Below are 17,790 nucleotides of genomic sequence, written 5' to 3' on the forward strand. Positions count from 1 at the left end.
GTTCCTTGCCTGCTTGGCAGGAACGTCCTATATTCAGCGCTCTTGTATTTGACAATGAGGGTGCGCCATGACGACAGGTAAGACCAGGGACGAAATCGCCGAAGCCTATTCCTCCGAGCCGTGGTGGTACGACCTGCGCGGTTTCTTCATTCTGACCTTCGCTTATAACAGCACCATCGGCACCCAGATGCGCTTCTTCGGACCGAACTTCGGTCCGGAACACCTGGAAGTGGCATGCGGCACCGGAACGCTGCTCGAGATGGTGCTGAACTGGCGCCGTCGCCGCAAGCTGCCGCAAGTCAAGGTGACTGGTATCGACTACGCCCCGTCGATGCTGGCCGGTGCCAAGCGCCGTTTTGCCAATAATCCCCAGGTTGTTGTCCAGCACGCCGATGCGGCACAGCTGCCGTTTGCCGACAACAGCTTCGACACGGCCAATATCGCCAACTCGATCCACTGCTTCCCGACGATCGATGGTGCCTTGCGCGACATCCTGCGTGTGCTCAAACCAGGTGGCACGATGGCAGCGAATGTGTTGTTGTACCCAACCGGTTTCGCACCGCTGCGCTGGGCAGCGCAAAAAATCAACGACTGGGGCATTCGCAAGGGGATTCTGTACAGCCCATTCCATACCGAAGAACTTCGCGCCAAGATGTTGGCGGCAGGTTATGAAATTCACTCCGAATTTACTTCGGGAAATACTTGGAATGTCGTGGTACGCAAGCCGGTGTAGGAGCAATCTGACAGCATCGTCTTCAGGGAGGAAATATGCTGTCGGTATTTTTTACAGTGATGTTTGATCTCGAACAGTCTGAATCGCTAACTGTTTGATTTAAAACAAATTTCTTGAGCTGGCACGGTGATTGCTTATATAGCCTCGTGAGCAGTACCCCAGACAACCCAGGAGATTTACGAAATGAACGCCTTCAAGAAAACCATCGTCGCCGCATCGATCGCAGCTGCTTCCCTGTTCAGCGCAACCGCCAGCGCTGGCGTGTTCGAGGTCAACCCAACCGGCCCGTCGGCTAACTTCACCGCTGACCGTATCGGCGGCACCTACATCGAAGTGGCTTCGTTCAACACGACCGCTGGCACCTTCGACGTCTCGCTGTATTTCCGTGCTACCTCGTTCGTCAGCGACGGTCTCGCCATTGAGTCGGGCGACACCGGTCTGGGTCAGAACTACGGCATGTACGCAGTGTACAAAGCGTCGGGCACGATCACGCAGGAAGGCACCAACACCAAGTTCTCGTTCCTGCCTGGTACCGGCGGTCTGTCGCTGTATCTGGATGCGAACCGCAACACCACCCTGGGTGTGACTCCAACCTCAGGCACCGGCGATTTCACGTTCGGGAACAATAGTGATGACGTTATCCTGGCTACCGGCGAAGCAATCACCGGCGAAGGCAACCTGGATCCTTCCCTGAGCACCTGCGGCACGGGCGTCGGCTCGGGCATCAACTGCGGCAGCTTCGGTTCGACCACCGGTTTCGACCTGACTGCTGCCGGCATGAACTTCTTCGTCGCTCCTAATCCATTCTACAACCTGTCGTTCCAGTCGGGTCAGCTGATCAACTTCCCAGTGAGCGGCACCCAGATCATCCGTGGTTCGTTGGACGTCGTGTTCGAAAACGCAGCTGAAGTGCCAGAGCCAGCATCGGTTGGCCTGCTGGGCCTGGGCATGCTGGGTCTGTACGCAGCACGTCGCCGCAACAAGAAAGCTGCCTAAGAACCACGGGTCTGCTGCGCAGGCCCTGTTCTCAAGCAAGAAAAAAACCACTGCCGGCAACGGACAGTGGTTTTTTTTCGTTGTCCGATTCGTCGGCGCCATGCGCCGACGCGCCGTTCGTTCAGCGGCTGGCGGCTGCCATGCGTGCAAACTGGCGCCGGCCAATCGCAATCGCGAGACGCTGGATCGGATGACGGTTGCCGCCCGGCCTCCACGTGCGCTTGAGCTTGTTGCGGTAAGCGTCGAACTGCATGCCCCACGGTGCTGCCAGTACATCGCCGCGGCCCAGCAGGATCTTGAGCGACTCGGTGGCGATGATGCCGGCGCACAGCTGGCAAGCCATGAAGGTCGACGGGCCACGCCGCTCGGCAAAGTTCACCGAGCCCGGCACCATCAGGTAGTTGCGGTGCAGGCCGGCCGGCGCCAGGCCGACCACGAAGCGGATGGCTTTTTCCTGCTCCGGCAAATCGCCCCAGCCAAAATACTCTTCGAACGTCATCTTGCCCGGCATGAAGTTGAGCAGGGCGGCGCCCATGCCCAGCGGCGCAGCAGTGGTGGCCGGGATGCCGAGCCGTGCGCAGGCGGCAAACGTCTGCTGACGCGCATCGAAGGCGAAGAAGTCGAGCGCGTCGACGTACAGGTCGACCCCGATCAGGAATTCGTCGAGATTGTCGGCATGGACGCCCTCGGGAAAGATCCTGATGTCGATGTCGGGATTGATGTCACGCGCCATGCGCGCCAGCACGTCGGCCTTGGGTTGGCCGACAGTCGACATCATCGCGCCGACCTGGCGATTAAAGTTGGGAATGTCAAACGTGTCGAAGTCGGCGATATGAAAATGCGTCACACCCAGGCGGGCCAGCGTCAGCAGGTGCACACCGCCAACGCCGCCGCCCCCCGCGATGGCGATGCGCTTGCCACGCAACTGCTGCTGTTCAGCAGGCGTGACCCAGCCAATATTGCGTGAAAACGCCTGCTCGTACTGGAACGGATTGTTCATCGGGGACATTGCGAAAAAGTAGGGACAAGCTGGTCAGCGCCGCAGAAAGAGCAGGGCGCGTACCGGCGGCGCAAGTGCTTACGCCGGATGCGACTCATCCATGCGCAGCAGGCGGTTGATGATACCGCGTTCCTCACGGGGTGAGAAGAAGTATGGGTAGAACGAGCGCTCTTCGGTTTCACCATCGGCAGCAAAGGTGCCGCCAAAAATGCTGATCTGCTCGGTTACGTATTTCAGGTTGACGCGCAGCAAGTAGGCAGGCGCATCCACGCGCGTGTTGATCTTGAGCTCACCCTCTTTGCGGAACCCCAGCATGCGTTCGTAGAAGCGGCGGTGGCGCGGATTGACCTCGATGATGATGTCGGTGCAGCCATGCATGTCGCGCGCGTAGATCACGGCCAGGTGAAACACATTGGCCAGCGCGGTTTTCGAACGTACCGACGGATCAAAAGCGAATTTGGTGAACTCGCACAAGCGCGCGCCGTTGGCGCGGTGGGCATCGAGCTCAGCGCCGAAGACCTCGTCGGCCATCAGTCCCACCTCGGAATCGATGCCGATGCTGAGGGTGCCGACGACTTCCCCCTTGTCGGTGGCGGTCAGCGTGATGCGATTGGGGTCGTTACTCGGCTGGTGATCTCCGGAATAACCACGCCAGGCGTACATCCTGTTGATCAGCATGCTGGCCGAGTTACGACCGTCCGAAGTATCGGTAAGCCGGATTCCGTATGAATCGTCGTTCACGATAAACATCCTTATTTATGTCATGACATCTTATCTCGACATCAATAAATTGTGCGTTCGATAGGATGAATAAATATCATCGCGAGGATACCGTATGCAACGGTGAACAAGGCCGCCGCAAGCCATGCGATAGCGTGCGGCGGCGGTGTGCCACATTACAGCGTCTTGAGCAGCGCGCGTGCCTCATCGGCTTGTGCGAATGGCGCGTTCGCTGCCAGCAGCTTGTCGAGCTCGCGCTTGGCGCCAGCCTTGTCGCCACTCTTGTTCAGCGCCTGCGCCAGGTGATAACGGATCTCCATGGCGTTCGGCGCCTGGGTGCTGGCTTTTTGCAGCAGCGGCAGGCCGCGTGCGACATTGCCCTGTTCCACCAGCATCCAGCCCAGCGTGTCCATCACGCCCGGATTGTCGCTGGCCACCTTGAATGCCTGCTCGGCGGTGGCCAGCGCGCGCGGATCCTTCACCTGCTGGTAGGCCCAGGCCAGGTTGTTCAGCACCAGCGGGTTGTCCGGCGCCGTCTTTTGCACGGATTCCAGACGGGTGATGGCCGCCTTGTAATCCTTGCCCGCCATATTGATCTCGGAGACCATCAGCGCCATGCGTGCATCGGACGGGTTCTGGGCCAGCCACTTTTCGGCGCGCGCCAGTGCTTCCTTGCTCTTTCCGCCTGCCTGCATCGCCTGCACGACCTTGGCGTTCAGTTCCGACGACGGCGCGAGCGCTGCCGCTTTTTCATACGCCTGCAGGGCAGGCGCGCTCTTTTGCTGGCTCATCAGGATGTCGCCCTCGAGCACGAAGCCGAGCGGCGCTTTCGGCGCGGCCTGCTGCGCCTGGCGCGCTGCTGCCAGTGCATCGTCCGGGCGCTTGGCGCGCATCGCCGCGTCCACCTGCATCAGACGCGCGGGCATGAAATCAGGCTGCAGGTCGACCGCACGCTTGATGTGGCCGGCGGCTTCACTGTCGTTCTTGAGCAGGCGCTGCACCTCGGCCAGGCGAATCTGCGCCGGCGCCGATTTCGGCAACACATTGGCCAGCTTGCTGTAGGTATCGAGCGCGCCATTCAGATCCTTGGTGGCGACCTGCGACTGGCCCAGCAGTTCGAGCACGCCGGCATCGGTCGGATTCGTGGTCTGGAACTTGCGGGCCAGCGTCAGCGCTTTCGGCGCCTGGTCGGTGCGCAGGTAGTGCGCGCCCAGCTTCAATGCCGGCGCCGTTGCCTGCGGATTGGCCGTGCTGGCTTTTTCGAACCAGGTGGTGGCTTCGGCCGTGTTCTTCTGCAGCAGCGCCAGCTCACCCAATGCCGCCATCGCATCGGCATTGTTCTTGTCTTTCTCGAGGAAGGCCGTGAAGCGTGCCTTGGCAGCGTCCGGCTTTTTCTCCTGCATGTCCAGACGGGCCAGATTGGTCACGGCCGGCAGGAACGTCGGCTGCAACTGCACGGCTTTCTCGAACGCCGCGCGTGCCGGCGCATTCTTGCCCTGGACCATGTACACGGCGCCCTTGAGCTGCTGCACCTGCGCGCTGTCAGGCTGCTGCTTTTCGAGCGATGCGACGGCAGCCTCGGCCCGATCGTAGCGCTTCATGCCCATCTCGGTCTGCACCAGGGCCATCGTCGCCTGGATCGATTTCGGATCGAGCGTGGCGGCTGCTTCGAGTTCGCTCAGACCACGGGCCTGGTCACCCTGCGCCAGGCGCGACAGGCCAAGCGAGGTGCGCACGGCGGCAGCTTGCGGCGCCAGCGTGGCGGCCTGCTGGAGGTAGCTGCTGGCCTTGTCGAAGTCGCGCACCTGCATGTACGACTCACCCGCCAGTGCCAGCAATTGCGCATCCTGCGGCGCGTCTTTCAGGGCCGGTGCCAGGGTTGCGGCAGCATCGGCTGGCTGCGAATTGCGCAGTTGTGCCTGGGCCAGCAGCTTGCGTGCATAGACATTGTTCGGGTTACTTTGCAGGTATTTGCGCAGATGCTGCTCGGCCTGCTGGGTCCCGCCCAGGTTCAGCTCCGATGCGCCGGCCAGCAGGATGCTCGGCTGGTGATCGGGCGCGATCTTGAGGATTTTGGCCAGCGCGTCTTTCGCTGCCGAGTATTTACCTTGCGAGAACTCGAACAGGGCGCGGGTGTACACCACCAGCAGACTGCCCGGCGAATTCTTTTCGGCTGCCTCGACTTCGATCTTGGCCGCATCGAACTTGCCACGGGCGATCTCGACATAGGCCTTTTCAATGTGGGCGCCGCGGTGATCCGGCTTGAGCTTGAGCGCCTGGTCATACGCGGCCAGGGCTTCGTCCGGCTTGTTCATCATGTTCAGCATCGAGCCGCGCATCATGTAGACTTCGGGATTCTTCGGATCCTTGGCAACCGCATCCTCGACATAACGCTGTGCTGCTTCGCGGTCGCCTTTGGCGGCGGCCATGCGCGCCATGCCCATCAGGGCCTCGCCCGAATTGGCGTCGGCTGCCAGCGCGGCGGCGTAGGCCTGCTGCGCTTCGTCCGGCTTGCCGCTGCCCAGCAGCGCATCGGCGCGCAGGCTCAGCAGTGGTGCCGAGCCGGCCGCCGCTTCGGGCGTGATCTCGGTCAGCACGTCCTTGAACTTGCCTTGCTGCGTCAGCGCCTGGCCGAGCAGCGGCAGCACGCGCGCCGCCGGGATGCCCAGCGAACGGGCGCGGCCGAATTCTTTTTCAGCCGATACGGCGTCGCCGGTCGACAATTGCAGGGCGCCCAGCGCCATGCGCGCTTCGCCATTTTCCGGGCTGTTTGCCACGGCATTCTTCAACTGGATCAGCGCCGCCTTGATATCGCCTTTTTGTTGATAGTTAGTGGCTTCGGCCAGCAGGGTCTCGGTCGACTGGGTACGATTGCAACCGGACAGGCCGGCAGCAAGGATGGCGCCGGACAGCAGGGCGGTAAGAGTAAGCTTGGTAGCGTGGCGCGACATGTGGGATTCCTCAGGCAGTGGAGTTCGTTGTTTCGCCAGATAGCGAAATTCCTCAACAACAAATAATACCTGAAGGAACAGCGTCGCCAACGTGCAAACGGGTGCAATTGTTGCAAATTCCAGCCACAGGTAACAGCAAAAAAGTGAGAGCAATTGTTACCGAGACAGGAGGCGACCGGCGCAGCCCTTTTCACTCCTTTTCGGTGCCGGGGCCCTTGCTCAGACGTTGCAACAAGGCATCGACATGTTCGCCGACGGGCAAGCCGTGCCGCCGCAATAACTGAACGTGGAGCACGAGGTTTTCCAGCACCAGCTTGGCCGACACGGCAAGCAGGGTCATCATGCGATCTTCGTGGCTGAAGTTTTCCATCGCCGCCGCCATCTCGCACAGGTGGCTGGCGACGAGGTCGCGCAGTTCGTCTTCGGGGAAGGGAAGGTCGGCGAAGTCGATCGGGTCTTCCTGTTCGACTTCGCGCATCAGGGCGGCGAGTTGTGCGGGGCGGATTGGCATGAATGACTCCGTGGTGTTCACGAAGTCATTCTAGGCCGTTTGCCGCCGCCGTTATTACAATTACATATTACGCCGATACTGCCCGCCCACTTCAAACAGCGCCGTCGTGATCTGCCCCAGCGAGCACACGCGCACGGCGTCCATCAGGTGCGCAAACACGTTCTGGTTGTCGATCGCCGCCTGGCGCAGGGCGGCCAGCGCAGCCGGCGCGGCTTCCGCGTGGCGCGTGTGGAAGGCGTCCAGGCGCTGCAGCTGCGACTGCTTTTCGTCGTCGGTCGAACGTGCCAGTTCGATGGTCGCCGGCGCGCCCGATCCCTTCGGGTTGCGGAAGGTATTGACGCCGATGATCGGCAGCGTGCCGTCGTGCTTCTGGTGCTCGTACAGCATCGACTCTTCCTGGATCTTGCCACGCTGGTAGCCGGTTTCCATCGCGCCCAGCACGCCGCCGCGTTCGGCGATGCGCTCGAATTCCTGCAGCACCTGCTCTTCGACGAGGTCGGTCAGTTCGTCCATGATGAACGCGCCCTGGTTCGGGTTCTCGTTCTTGGCCAGGCCCCATTCGCGGTTGATGATCAGCTGGATGGCCAGCGCACGGCGTACCGATTCATCGGTCGGCGTGGTGATCGCTTCGTCGTAGGCATTGGTGTGCAGCGAGTTGCAGTTGTCGTAGATCGCGATCAGCGCCTGCAGCGTGGTGCGGATGTCGTTGAAGTCGATCTCTTGCGCGTGCAGGGAACGGCCCGACGTCTGGATGTGGTACTTGAGCTTCTGCGAGCGGTCGTTGGCGCCGTAGCGCTCGCGCATGGCCACCGCCCACAGGCGGCGTGCGACGCGCCCGAGCACCGTGTATTCCGGGTCCATGCCGTTCGAGAAGAAGAACGACAGGTTCGGCGCGAAGTCGTCGATGTGCATCCCGCGCGCCAGGTAGGCTTCGACGAACGTGAAGCCATTCGACAGCGTGAAGGCCAGTTGCGAGATCGGATTGGCGCCCGCTTCGGCAATGTGATAACCCGAGATCGACACCGAGTAGAAATTGCGCACGCCGTGGCGCACGAAATATTCCTGGATGTCGCCCATGACCTTCAGCGAAAACTCGGTCGAGAAGATGCAGGTGTTCTGGCCCTGGTCTTCCTTCAGGATATCGGCCTGCACGGTGCCGCGCACGCTGGTCAGCACCCAGGCGCGGATTTTTTCGCTTTCTTCAGGCGTGGGCTGGCGGCCGTTGTCGTGCGCGAACTTGTCGATCTGCTGGTCGATCGCCGTATTCATGAACATCGCCAGGATGGTCGGCGCCGGGCCGTTGATCGTCATCGACACCGACGTCGACGGGCTGCACAGGTCGAAGCCGTCGTACAGCACCTTCATGTCGTCCAGCGTGGCAATCGACACGCCCGAGTTGCCCACCTTGCCGTAGATATCGGGCCGCAGCGCCGGGTCGGCGCCGTACAGCGTGACCGAATCGAACGCGGTCGACAGGCGCTTGGCATCCATGCCCGTCGAGACGAGCTTGAAGCGTTTGTTGGTGCGGAAGGCGTCGCCTTCGCCCGCGAACATGCGGGTCGGGTCTTCGCCTTCACGTTTGAACGGGAACACGCCGGCAGTGTAGGGGAACGCGCCCGGCACGTTCTCGAGCATCAGAAAGCGCAGGATTTCGCCGTGGTCTTCAAAGCGCGGCAGCGCGACCTTGCGGATCGGATTGCCCGACAAGGTTTTTGTGACCAGGCGCGTGCGGATTTCCTTGTCGCGCACGTGCGTGACGTAGTCGTCGCCGGCATACGCGGCCTGCAGCGCAGGCCAGGCTGCGACGAGGGTTTTGGCTTCGCCATCCATCGCGTTCTCGCGTTCGGCCATCAAGCCATCGAGCGCGTCGCCCGTGGCAGGGCTCTGGCCGGCGGCCAGCAGCATGCGCTTCGATTCGCCCAGTTGCTGGCGCTCGCGCGCGAGTTTCACCTGGCGTGCCACGTGGCGGTGGTAGCCGCGCACGGTATCGGCGATTTCGGCCAGGTAGCGGCTGCGCGCCGGCGGCACGATCACGTTCTTGCCGCTCGAGTAGCGCAGCGCCGGCGCGGGCAGGCTGCTCGCATCGATCGGCAGGCCAAGGGCCGCGAGCCGGGGCAGCAGGCCGTGGTACAGCGCCGTCACGCCATCGTCGTTGAAGCGTGACGCCTGGGTGCCGAACACCGGCATCTGGTCCGGGCTCTGGCTCCACAATTCGCGGTTGCGCTGGTACTGCTTGGCCACGTCGCGCAGTGCGTCAAGCGCGCCCTTGCGGTCGAACTTGTTGATGGCGATGAAGTCGGCGAAATCGAGCATGTCGATTTTTTCGAGCTGCGAAGCGGCGCCGAACTCCGGCGTCATCACGTACATCGACGTGTCGACGTGCGGCACGATGGCGGCGTCGCCCTGGCCGATGCCCGACGTCTCGACGATCACGAGGTCGAACCCGGTCACCTTGCAGGCCGCGATCACGTCGGGCAGCGCCTGCGAGATTTCCGAGCCGGCGTCGCGCGTGGCCAGTGAGCGCATGAAGACGCGCGTCTGCCCGTTCCACGGACTGATTGCATTCATGCGGATGCGGTCACCCAGCAGCGCGCCGCCGGACTTGCGGCGCGACGGGTCGATCGAGATCACGGCGATGTTCAGGCGGTCGCCCTGATCGAGGCGGATGCGGCGGATCAGTTCATCGGTCAGCGACGATTTACCGGCGCCGCCGGTGCCGGTGATGCCCAGCGTCGGCACGCGCAGCGTCGCGGCGTGTTCGAGGATCTGCGCGCGCAGCGCGGCATCGACCTTGTCGTTTTCCAGCGCCGTGATCAGTTGCGCCAGCGGGCGGTGGCGCGCGGCCAGCTCGCCCTGCTGTAGCGCCGCCAGCGTGGTCGGGGCGTACGGTGACAGGTCGACGTCGCAGGCTTGCAGCATCGCGTGGATCATGCCGACCAGGCCCATGCGCTGGCCGTCTTCCGGGCTGAAGATGCGGGTGACGCCGTAGGCATGCAATTCGTCGATCTCGTGCGCGACGATCACGCCGCCGCCGCCGCCGAACACCTTGATGTGCGCGCCGCCGCGCTCGCGCAGCAGGTCGATCATGTACTTGAAGTATTCGACGTGGCCGCCCTGGTAGCTCGAGATGGCGATGCCCTGCGCGTCCTCGGCCAGCGCCGCCGTGACGACGTCATCGACCGAGCGGTTGTGGCCCAGGTGGATGACCTCGGCGCCATTCGATTGCAGGATGCGCCGCATGATGTTGATCGAGGCGTCGTGGCCGTCGAACAGCGAAGCGGCGGTGACGAAGCGCACCTTGTTGGCCAGTTGCGGGGTGGCGGAGGCAGCCAGGTTGGCGGCAGTGGTCGTATCGTTCATGGTAGCGGTCCTTGAAGGCGTGAGGACGAGGAGTGCTGGTACGGTATCTGACGTTAACGTTAACGTCAAGCTGAAGGCGCGATGTCCCGGTATGTGTACCGTGCCTATAGGGCAACAACAGGTGATTAAAAGAAATCTCTTCGTTATACTGGTGGCATAACGATGCGCAGCGTCGGCATCTCGTAATGAAAGAGGCAGCAGATGTTAAAAAAAGTCGATGCGTCACAGCTCCGGGTGGGCATGTTCATTCATGACCTCGATTGCGGGTGGATGGAACACCCCTTCGTGCGCAGCAAGTTCCTGCTGTCCTGCGAGAGCGAAATCCAGAAGATCCGCGATGCGCGCATCCGTGGCGTCGTGATCGACTGCAGCCGCGGCATGGATGTCGACGCGCCGACGCTGGCGCAAGCGCAGGCGGCTACCGAAGCCGAAGTGACGGCGCTGGCTACCACCCTGACCAGCCGGGTACGGGTATCGGTCGGCGAAGAGCTGCGCCGCGCCGCCACGGTGCGGCGCGAGGCGGTAGGCGTGGTGCGCACGGTGATGCAGGACGCGCGCCTGGGCAAGGCCGTCGAGCTCGAGCAGGTCGGGCCGGTCGTGCAGAACATCACCGAATCGATCCTGCGCAACGCAGGCGCCTTGCTCGGCCTGTTGCAGATCAAGAACAAGGACGATTACACTTTCCTGCATTCGGTGAGCGTGTGCGCGCTGCTGGTGGCGTTCTGCCGCTCGCGCAATCTGGACGACGAGCAGATCTATCAGGCAGGCATCGGCGGCCTGCTGCACGACACTGGCAAGGCGCTGGTGCCGGACGCGATTCTTAACAAGGCGGGGCGCCTGACCGATGCCGAGTTCGAGATCGTCAAGCGTCATCCGCGCGATGGCCACGACATCCTGCTGCGCACGCCCGGCATCGGCGCCATTCCACTGGACATCACGCTGCACCATCACGAACGGCGCGACGGCAGCGGTTATCCGGACCGTCAGGCCGAGGACGCGATCAGCGAACTGGCGCAGATGGCGGCCATCGTCGACGTATACGATGCGATCACGTCGGAGCGCTGCTACCACAAGGGCATGCCGGCGGCCGAAGCGCTGCGCAAGATCCACGAATGGAGCAAGTTCCACTTCAATCCGGGATTGGCGCAGGAATTCATGCGCTGTGTCGGTATCTATCCGGTTGGCACGCTGGTGCTGCTGGAATCGGGCCGCCTGGGCGTCGTGATCGAGCCGCATGAAACAAGCCTGCTCACGCCCAAGGTCAACGTGTTCTTCCACACCAAACAGCAGCGCTACATCAAGCCCGAGACCGTCGATCTGTCACGGCCGCTGGGCTTTGGTGGCGGCGACCGGATCGTGCGTCACGAATCGGCCGAGAAGTGGCAGGTCGAACCGCTGCGCTTCATGCAGGTAGCCTGAGCGCGCGACGCGCTCAGAAGAATTCGGCGGTGTCGTTGGTCGTGACGGTCTGCAGCAGGCCGCCATCGACCAGCGCTTCGTAATGGCACACGCGGTTGCGGCCGTTGGCCTTCGCGAAATACAGCGCCTGGTCGGCGTGGCCGAGCGTGACGACAGGCGAATCGGCCGCGCTGACGCTTGTAAAGCCGATGCTGACAGTGACTTGCCCCACCTGCGGGAAATGGTGGCTTTCGACATCGAGGCGAAAGCGCTCGATGATGCGGCGCGCGTTCTCGAGCGTTGTCGAGCGCAGCAGTACCACGAACTCTTCACCGCCAAAGCGAAACACCCGGTCCTGCGTACGGAAGGACGACTGCAGCAGGTTGGCGATCAGGATCAGGACTTCGTCGCCGTACAGGTGACCGAAGCGGTCGTTGACCGTCTTGAAGTGGTCGACGTCGACCACGGCCAGCCACTGCGCCTCCGCCCCGTGCTGTCCGCGCCGCTCGGCCAGGCCGGGCATGACGGGATCGACGTCAGTGGCATGCAGCATGCGTGCCAGCTGGTCGTCGAAGGTCTTGCGGTTGAGCAGGCCCGTGAGCGAATCGCGCTCGCTGTAATCGAGCAGATTCTGGAAGTTGCGGTACACGCTGACGATGCCGCTGACCATGTACAGCGCCTCCGGCGTGAACGGGGTGTCGTGGACGATCTCGAGGCAGGTATCGGCCCGCTCGCCGAACCAGATCGGCAGCCACAGGCGGCGCAAGCCGTCCTGGCCCATGCCTTCGGCGCGCGTGGCGTGCTGGCGCAGGCACGCCTCGAGTTCAGGGTAGGTGGCGATCGGCTCGCCCGGGCCGCTGTCCTGGGGTTCTTCCGGGCAGGCAACGCCGCCAGCCTGAATGCAGGCGCGCGAGCGCACGAACAGCTGGTCGCCAACCGTGGAAATGCCCAGGACCCGGGTCTGGTTCGCGCCCGATAGTTCCTGGACCGCCGAGATCACCGAGATGTCCAGCATCGCATGATCGCGGTGGCCGGTCATGTCCACCATGTGTCGCAGCAGGGAATCCATGTCGTCGTTGTCAGGCCAGCCAAAGCACGAAAAAAAAAGACCCTGCAGATGGCGTGGGATGACGCGCAAGAGGGCCAGAAGTGCCGCATTTTTCAGCGGCCAAGCAAAACAGCATAATGCTTTTTTGTACTAGCGGCAACTATTCTTGGCGATTTTTCTCCTGTGTCATCGGGTCGCGACCCATCAGCTCGTGAACCTTGTTTTTCCTCACGCAAAAATATTTCCCCACGGAAAACTGCGCATCGTCAAATTGCCGTGCGGCATTAATGCCTATAGTCAACTTACTGGCACAAGTCATAGAGCAGGGGCGGCCGGGCCCGGTCGCAGCCAGTATTTTTCAACCACTAAAGGAGTTTTGTCATGAGCACGATTACCTCCGCCATCAAAGCCTTCATCGCAGACGAAAACGGTGTGACTGCCATCGAGTATGGCCTGATCGCTGCACTCATCGGCGTCGCAATGGCCACCGTGGCTGGGCAAGTCGGTACTGGCATCAAGGAAACGTTCGAGTACATCCGGGATCAGCTGAACGCCGCTAACCCGACTGCACCGTAATCCGTGTGCCCCCCGTGTCGCAGTCCGGCCCCGGGGGGCATTTTTTCTGGAGCCGATCATGGATATCGCACCCTACCTCGACACGCTGCTGCTGCTGCTGGTGACGGCCGCTGCGATCAAGGACCTGGAAAGTCGGCGCATTCCCAATTTTCTGCTGCTCGCCGGTGTACTCGGTGCGCTGCTGCTGCACCTGCTGTCGCCCCAGCCACTGACGGCGCTGCTATCCGCACTGGGTGGCTGCGCGACCGGTCTGGCCGTACTGCTGCCGTTCTATCTGCTGCGCGGCATGGCCGCCGGCGACGTCAAGATGATGGCCGCTGTCGGCGTCTTCACCGGCGCAGGCGACGCGCTGCGCATCGCGATCCTGGCCTGGTGCGCAGGCGGCGTGATGGTGCTGGTGGTTCTCATTGTCAGAGGGCGGCTGCGCCTGGCCCTCGCCAATCTGTGGGCCATGTTGCTGCCCATCCTGCTGCGCTTGCAACGCTTGCCAAGCCCGAGTCAGGACTCCGGCGGCCGGCCCAGCGCCGGCTCGATTCCCTATGGCGTGGCCATTGCTGCGGGGACCATCGTGCATCTGGTCGGCCGTTACGGCGCCACGCACCTCGCTTGATCGCCGGGGCCGCTCTTGTCAGGCATCAAGTGCCCAAAATAGATGCTCGTTAGAATCAATTGAGGTTTTCCCAGAACCAACTTCCGCCGCAGGAGACGTCATGATCGGAGTGTTATCGGCCGCCGCGCCAACCGGACCGGAGACATCGTTGTCCCTGCCTGCGCCGGGTTTTGATGCGGATGGCAATCTCGCCGCAGTGCTGCCGCGCCAGCCGCGCACGGTGCGCGATACGGGGCTCGACGCGCGCCTGGTGACGGCGCTCGTGGTCAAGAGCCTGCATGCCGACGGCAAGACGTCGCTGTCCCAATTGACTGGACGCCTGCGGCTGTCGGTCAGCGTGCTGCGCGAAGTGTTGCAGGCCCTGGTGGGCACCCAGCAGGCCGAAGTCGCGTATTCAGGTGACAGCGACCTCGATGTGCATTATCAGTTGACCACCCTGGGCCAGCGCGCCGCCGGCGAATACCTGGCCGAATCGCGCTATGTCGGCCCGGCGCCGGTGACGCTGACAGCGTGGCGCGCCGTGGTCACGCGCCAGTCGCAGCGCCAGCCCGATGCCGCGCGCGTCACGCGCACCGAGCTCGATGCGGTGCTCGACGGCGACGGCCTGGCGCCGGCCATTCGCGAGCAGATCGGCGCCGCCCTGTATTCGGGCCGCCCGCTGCTGTTGTACGGTCCGTCCGGCAGCGGCAAGACGTCACTGGCGCGCAAGCTCGCGCGCCTGCACCAGGATCCGATCGCGGTGCCGTATGCGGTGCTGGTCAACCACGAAATCATCCAGCTGCACGACCTGGCGCTGCACCCCCTCCCGTTGCACGTACGCGCCCTTGAAGAGCGCCGCAGTGGCGATGCCCGCTGGGCCCTGAGCCAGCGTCCGCTGGTGCACGTGGGGCCAGAGCTGGCGCGCGACATGCTGGAGCTGCGCAGTGATCTTGGCAGCGGCGTGCTGCATGCGCCGCCCCACATCCTGGCCAACAACGGTTTACTCGTGGTGGACGATGTGGGCCGCCAGCGTGTGCCGCCGGGCGAACTGCTGCACCGCTGGCTCGGCGCGCTCGAAGCAGGCCTGGACCATGTCACGGTGCCGGGCGGCGCCACGCACGTCTTGCCGTTCGATGTAAGCCTGGTGCTGGTCACCAGCCTGGCGCCGGAATCGGTGCTCGACGACGCCTGCCTGCGCCGCATCGGTTACCGGATTCCGGTCGGACCGCTGTCGGAGCAGAGCTATCGCGCACTGCTGCGGCGCCAGGCGCGGCAGCGCCGGATCGATCTCGATGACAGTGCCATCGCGTTCCTGATCGATCATCTGCACCGCCGCACCGGGCGCGCGCTGCTGGCCGCCTATCCGCATGAGTTGCTGGGCCGGATCGCCGACTTCGCCGGCTTTACCGGTCAGCCGCCGTGCTGCGACGTGGATGGCCTGACGCGCGCGTGGTACAGCCTGTTCGGCGAAGGGGACGCACCATGAAAAACAAGCGCGCCGTAATCATGATGGGGCTGGCCGTGGTGCTCGGCCTGCTGGCCGTGGCGCTGGCCGAGCGCTGGTTGCTCAGTGCGCCGGTGCCCGCTGCCGGCAGGATCGTCGTCGCGAAAAGCGACATCGACATCGGCCAGCGTCTCAACCCCGCGCTGTTCATCGTGATGGATTGGCACACCCCCAGCGTGCCCAAAGGCGCGTTCACCGATCCCGGGCCGCTGAACGGCCGGGTCCTGCGCAGCAGCCTGCTCGCCGGCGAACCGGTCAGCGAAGCCAAGCTGGCCCCGGCCGGCACGCTGGGCGGCCTGTCGGCCCTGATCACCGAAGGCAAGCGCGCGATCACCGTGCGCGTGAACGACGTGATCGGCGTGGCCGGTTTCGCCCTGCCGGGCAACTATGTCGACATCATCGTCAGCACCGAAACGGCGCCCGATCCGAACGCCCCGCAGGCCCGTGCGCACAGCATCTCGAAGATCGTCCTGGAGCGCATCCTGGTGCTGGCGGTGGCCCAGGAAGTGGGCCGCGATGAGACCAAGCCCAAGGTCGTCAATGCCGTCACGCTCGAAGTCACGCCCGAACAGGCCGAAAAGCTGGACCTGGCACGCAGCGTCGGCACGCTGTCGCTGGCGCTGCGCAACCAGATCGATCCCGCCGCCACCGCCACCACCGGCGCGACCAAGGAGAACCTGCTGCCAGCGCCACCCGCCGCGCCGGTCGTGCTGCGCGCTGTGGCACCACCGCGGGTGCAGCTGGTGCGGGCGCCGGCGCCACCGCGGGCGCCGCACCGCGAATGCATCAGCGTCATCAACGGCCTGCACGCATCGCAGGAATGCTTCTGATGTCTTCGACTGGACCGATCATGCACCGACATTCCACGATCGCACTGCGCGCCTGCCTGGCGGCCGTCCTGGCAGGCCTGAGCGCACTGGCCCTGGCTGCCCCGGCAGCCAAAAAAACGGTACCACCTGACGTGGCAGCGCAGTCGGGGCTGCGCCTGAACGGCGGCTGCCAGGGCGAGGCCGCGCGTCCTGCCACCATGGCGCTTCAGATGGGCAAGTCGACCATGCTGCGCCTGCCCGAAGCAGTCACCCGGCGCAGCGTCGGCAACCCGGCCGTCGTGCAGGCGATGCTGGTCGCAGCGGACACGCTGTATATCGCCGCCGTCGATGTCGGCACCACCAATATGATCGTGCAGGGTCGCAGCGGCGCGTGCAGCGTGATCGACATCACGGTCGCGATGGACCCGGCCAGCCTGCAAGCGATGCTGGCCGTCGCCATGCCGCACGAGAAGGATATCCGGGTGATGGCCGCCAATGACACGCTGGTGCTGACCGGCACCGTCAGCGACGCTGTTGCCGTCAACCGCGCCGTGGAACTGGCCGGCGCCTATGTGCGCCGCCCGCTGCGCCAGTTGCCGGCGGCCGACAAGGACAACGCGACCGACGGCGTGATCCAGGTCGGCAATGGCAGCGGCGGCGGCGCCGCTGCCGGGGCAGGTGGCGCCAGCGCCCGCGTGATCAACCTGCTGGCGGTCAGCGCGCCCCAGCAGGTGCAGCTCGAGGTCAAGGTGGCCGAAGTCGCGCGCACGCTGCTCGAGCGGCTGGAAACCGGGGTGCGTCTGAACTTCGGGTCCGGCAGCTGGACCACCACGCTGGCCACCGATTTTCTCAGCGGCCTGGCGCGCGGCGGCCTGGCTGGCCTGAAGACCAATGGCAACCGCTTCGGCATCGACACCGACAAGCTCGATGGCCTGGTGCGCATCCTGGCCGAACCGAATGTGCTGGCCATCAGCGGGCAGGAAGGCGCGTTCCTGGCCGGCGGCAAGTTCTTCATCCCGGTGGCGCAAGACAATAACAAGGTGACGCTGGAAGAGAAAGAATTCGGCGTCGGCCTGCGCTTTACCCCGACGGTGCTGGGCGGAGGTCTCATCAACCTGAAGGTCGCGCCCGAAGTGTCGGAGCTGTCGCGCGAAGGGATCGGCATCAGCGCCGCCGGCATTGCGGGCACCGCGATCATGCCGTTGTTGACCACGCGCCGCGCCAGCACCACGGTGCAGCTGCACGACGGCCAGAGCTTCGCCATCGGTGGCCTGGTGCGCAACAACCTGGTCGCCAACCTGAAAGGCCTGCCGGGACTGAGCGACGTGCCGATACTGGGCGCGCTGTTTCGCAGTACCGACTTCCAGCAGGAGCGCACCGAACTGGTCTTCGTCATCACGGCGCGCCTGGTCAAGCCGCTGCCGGCCGGCAGCCTGAGCTTGCCGACCGATCGGTTCGACCCACCGTCGCGCGCTGGCGTGCTGCTTGGCGGCCGCCTCGAAGGCATGCCCGCCTCCAGCACGCCCGCTGCTGGCACGGCGCCTGTCCCACCCGCACCGGCGCAGGCCGCAGGCGGCCCCGAACCGGAATAGGAG

Annotated in this window: 14 protein-coding genes; 8 read left to right on the forward strand and 6 right to left on the reverse strand. The window is 63.8% G+C overall.

Annotation, left to right across the window (positions count from 1 at the left end; all coding sequences use genetic code 11):
* The first annotated feature begins 67 nt into the window (after positions 1 to 67).
* Entirely contained in the window at positions 68 to 733 is a 666-nt protein-coding gene (locus tag AC1MGT_RS11930; protein ID WP_183554668.1) for a class I SAM-dependent methyltransferase, read from the forward strand.
* Positions 734 to 916: 183 nt separating this feature from the next.
* A complete protein-coding gene (gene pepA / locus AC1MGT_RS11935) occupies positions 917 to 1,729 on the forward strand; it encodes a flocculation-associated PEP-CTERM protein PepA (RefSeq protein WP_499500341.1) in 813 nt (270 codons plus the stop codon).
* A 121-nt stretch (positions 1,730 to 1,850) separates the two neighbouring features.
* On the opposite strand, the gene AC1MGT_RS11940 is transcribed toward pepA, so the two are convergent.
* The 5 genes from AC1MGT_RS11940 to icmF all read right to left on the reverse strand — a co-directional run bounded on the left by AC1MGT_RS11940 (position 1,851) and on the right by icmF (position 10,271).
* Positions 1,851 to 2,729, reverse strand: a complete 879-nt coding sequence (locus AC1MGT_RS11940; protein ID WP_499500342.1) for a ThiF family adenylyltransferase — start codon at positions 2,727 to 2,729, stop codon at positions 1,851 to 1,853.
* Between the two features lie 78 nt (positions 2,730 to 2,807).
* Positions 2,808 to 3,479: a GNAT family N-acetyltransferase gene (locus tag AC1MGT_RS11945; RefSeq protein WP_499500343.1), complete on the reverse strand. Its 672-nt coding sequence runs from the start codon at positions 3,477 to 3,479 to the stop codon at positions 2,808 to 2,810.
* A 146-nt stretch (positions 3,480 to 3,625) separates the two neighbouring features.
* Entirely contained in the window at positions 3,626 to 6,400 is a 2,775-nt protein-coding gene (gene prsT / locus AC1MGT_RS11950) for an XrtA/PEP-CTERM system TPR-repeat protein PrsT (RefSeq protein ID WP_499500344.1), read from the reverse strand.
* 190 nt (positions 6,401 to 6,590) lie between these two features.
* On the reverse strand, positions 6,591 to 6,911 hold the full coding sequence (locus AC1MGT_RS11955; protein WP_499500345.1) for a hypothetical protein: 321 nt from the start codon (positions 6,909 to 6,911) through the stop codon (positions 6,591 to 6,593).
* Between the two features lie 60 nt (positions 6,912 to 6,971).
* A complete protein-coding gene (gene icmF / locus AC1MGT_RS11960) occupies positions 6,972 to 10,271 on the reverse strand; it encodes a fused isobutyryl-CoA mutase/GTPase IcmF (protein WP_499500346.1) in 3,300 nt (1,099 codons plus the stop codon).
* 201 nt (positions 10,272 to 10,472) lie between these two features.
* Between icmF and AC1MGT_RS11965 the strand changes: the two genes are divergently transcribed.
* A complete protein-coding gene (locus tag AC1MGT_RS11965) occupies positions 10,473 to 11,690 on the forward strand; it encodes a cyclic di-GMP phosphodiesterase (RefSeq protein ID WP_499500347.1) in 1,218 nt (405 codons plus the stop codon).
* Between the two features lie 13 nt (positions 11,691 to 11,703).
* Here AC1MGT_RS11965 and AC1MGT_RS11970 read toward each other — a convergent pair whose 3' ends face one another.
* Positions 11,704 to 12,738: a GGDEF domain-containing protein gene (locus tag AC1MGT_RS11970; RefSeq protein WP_499500348.1), complete on the reverse strand. Its 1,035-nt coding sequence runs from the start codon at positions 12,736 to 12,738 to the stop codon at positions 11,704 to 11,706.
* 360 nt (positions 12,739 to 13,098) lie between these two features.
* On the opposite strand from AC1MGT_RS11970, the gene AC1MGT_RS11975 reads away from it, so the two are divergent.
* The 5 genes from AC1MGT_RS11975 (at position 13,099) to AC1MGT_RS11995 (ending at position 17,787) form a co-directional block, all read left to right on the forward strand.
* Positions 13,099 to 13,293, forward strand: a complete 195-nt coding sequence (locus AC1MGT_RS11975; RefSeq protein WP_499500349.1) for a Flp family type IVb pilin — start codon at positions 13,099 to 13,101, stop codon at positions 13,291 to 13,293.
* 58 nt (positions 13,294 to 13,351) lie between these two features.
* Positions 13,352 to 13,903 (forward strand): A24 family peptidase, encoded by a 552-nt coding sequence (locus tag AC1MGT_RS11980; protein WP_499500350.1) that lies wholly within the window; start codon positions 13,352 to 13,354, stop codon positions 13,901 to 13,903.
* A 100-nt stretch (positions 13,904 to 14,003) separates the two neighbouring features.
* A complete protein-coding gene (locus AC1MGT_RS11985) occupies positions 14,004 to 15,368 on the forward strand; it encodes a DUF8689 domain-containing protein (RefSeq protein ID WP_499500351.1) in 1,365 nt (454 codons plus the stop codon).
* Positions 15,365 to 16,216: a Flp pilus assembly protein CpaB gene (gene cpaB / locus AC1MGT_RS11990; RefSeq protein ID WP_499500352.1), complete on the forward strand. Its 852-nt coding sequence runs from the start codon at positions 15,365 to 15,367 to the stop codon at positions 16,214 to 16,216. The genes AC1MGT_RS11985 and cpaB overlap by 4 nt, the downstream gene beginning before the upstream one ends.
* Positions 16,217 to 16,236: 20 nt before the next feature.
* Positions 16,237 to 17,787: a type II and III secretion system protein family protein gene (locus tag AC1MGT_RS11995; RefSeq protein ID WP_499500353.1), complete on the forward strand. Its 1,551-nt coding sequence runs from the start codon at positions 16,237 to 16,239 to the stop codon at positions 17,785 to 17,787.
* Positions 17,788 to 17,790: the final 3 nt, after the last annotated feature.

This window comes from Telluria sp. BA11 (genome assembly GCF_056680305.1).

Bases quoted from the DNA above. Each gene is read 5' to 3' on its own strand.
- AC1MGT_RS11955 (WP_499500345.1), bottom strand. From the start codon at position 6,911: ATGCCAATCCGCCCCGCACAACTCGCCGCCCTGATGCGCGAAGTCGAA.
- cpaB (WP_499500352.1), top strand. From the start codon at position 15,365: ATGAAAAACAAGCGCGCCGTAATCATGATGGGGCTGGCCGTGGTGCTC.
- prsT (WP_499500344.1), bottom strand. From the start codon at position 6,400: ATGTCGCGCCACGCTACCAAGCTTACTCTTACCGCCCTGCTGTCCGGC.
- icmF (WP_499500346.1), bottom strand. From the start codon at position 10,271: ATGAACGATACGACCACTGCCGCCAACCTGGCTGCCTCCGCCACCCCG.
- AC1MGT_RS11985 (WP_499500351.1), top strand. From the start codon at position 14,004: ATGATCGGAGTGTTATCGGCCGCCGCGCCAACCGGACCGGAGACATCG.
- AC1MGT_RS11995 (WP_499500353.1), top strand. From the start codon at position 16,237: ATGCACCGACATTCCACGATCGCACTGCGCGCCTGCCTGGCGGCCGTC.
- AC1MGT_RS11965 (WP_499500347.1), top strand. From the start codon at position 10,473: ATGTTAAAAAAAGTCGATGCGTCACAGCTCCGGGTGGGCATGTTCATT.
- AC1MGT_RS11970 (WP_499500348.1), bottom strand. From the start codon at position 12,738: ATGGATTCCCTGCTGCGACACATGGTGGACATGACCGGCCACCGCGAT.
- pepA (WP_499500341.1), top strand. From the start codon at position 917: ATGAACGCCTTCAAGAAAACCATCGTCGCCGCATCGATCGCAGCTGCT.
- AC1MGT_RS11980 (WP_499500350.1), top strand. From the start codon at position 13,352: ATGGATATCGCACCCTACCTCGACACGCTGCTGCTGCTGCTGGTGACG.
- AC1MGT_RS11940 (WP_499500342.1), bottom strand. From the start codon at position 2,729: ATGAACAATCCGTTCCAGTACGAGCAGGCGTTTTCACGCAATATTGGC.
- AC1MGT_RS11945 (WP_499500343.1), bottom strand. From the start codon at position 3,479: ATGTTTATCGTGAACGACGATTCATACGGAATCCGGCTTACCGATACT.
- AC1MGT_RS11975 (WP_499500349.1), top strand. From the start codon at position 13,099: ATGAGCACGATTACCTCCGCCATCAAAGCCTTCATCGCAGACGAAAAC.
- AC1MGT_RS11930 (WP_183554668.1), top strand. From the start codon at position 68: ATGACGACAGGTAAGACCAGGGACGAAATCGCCGAAGCCTATTCCTCC.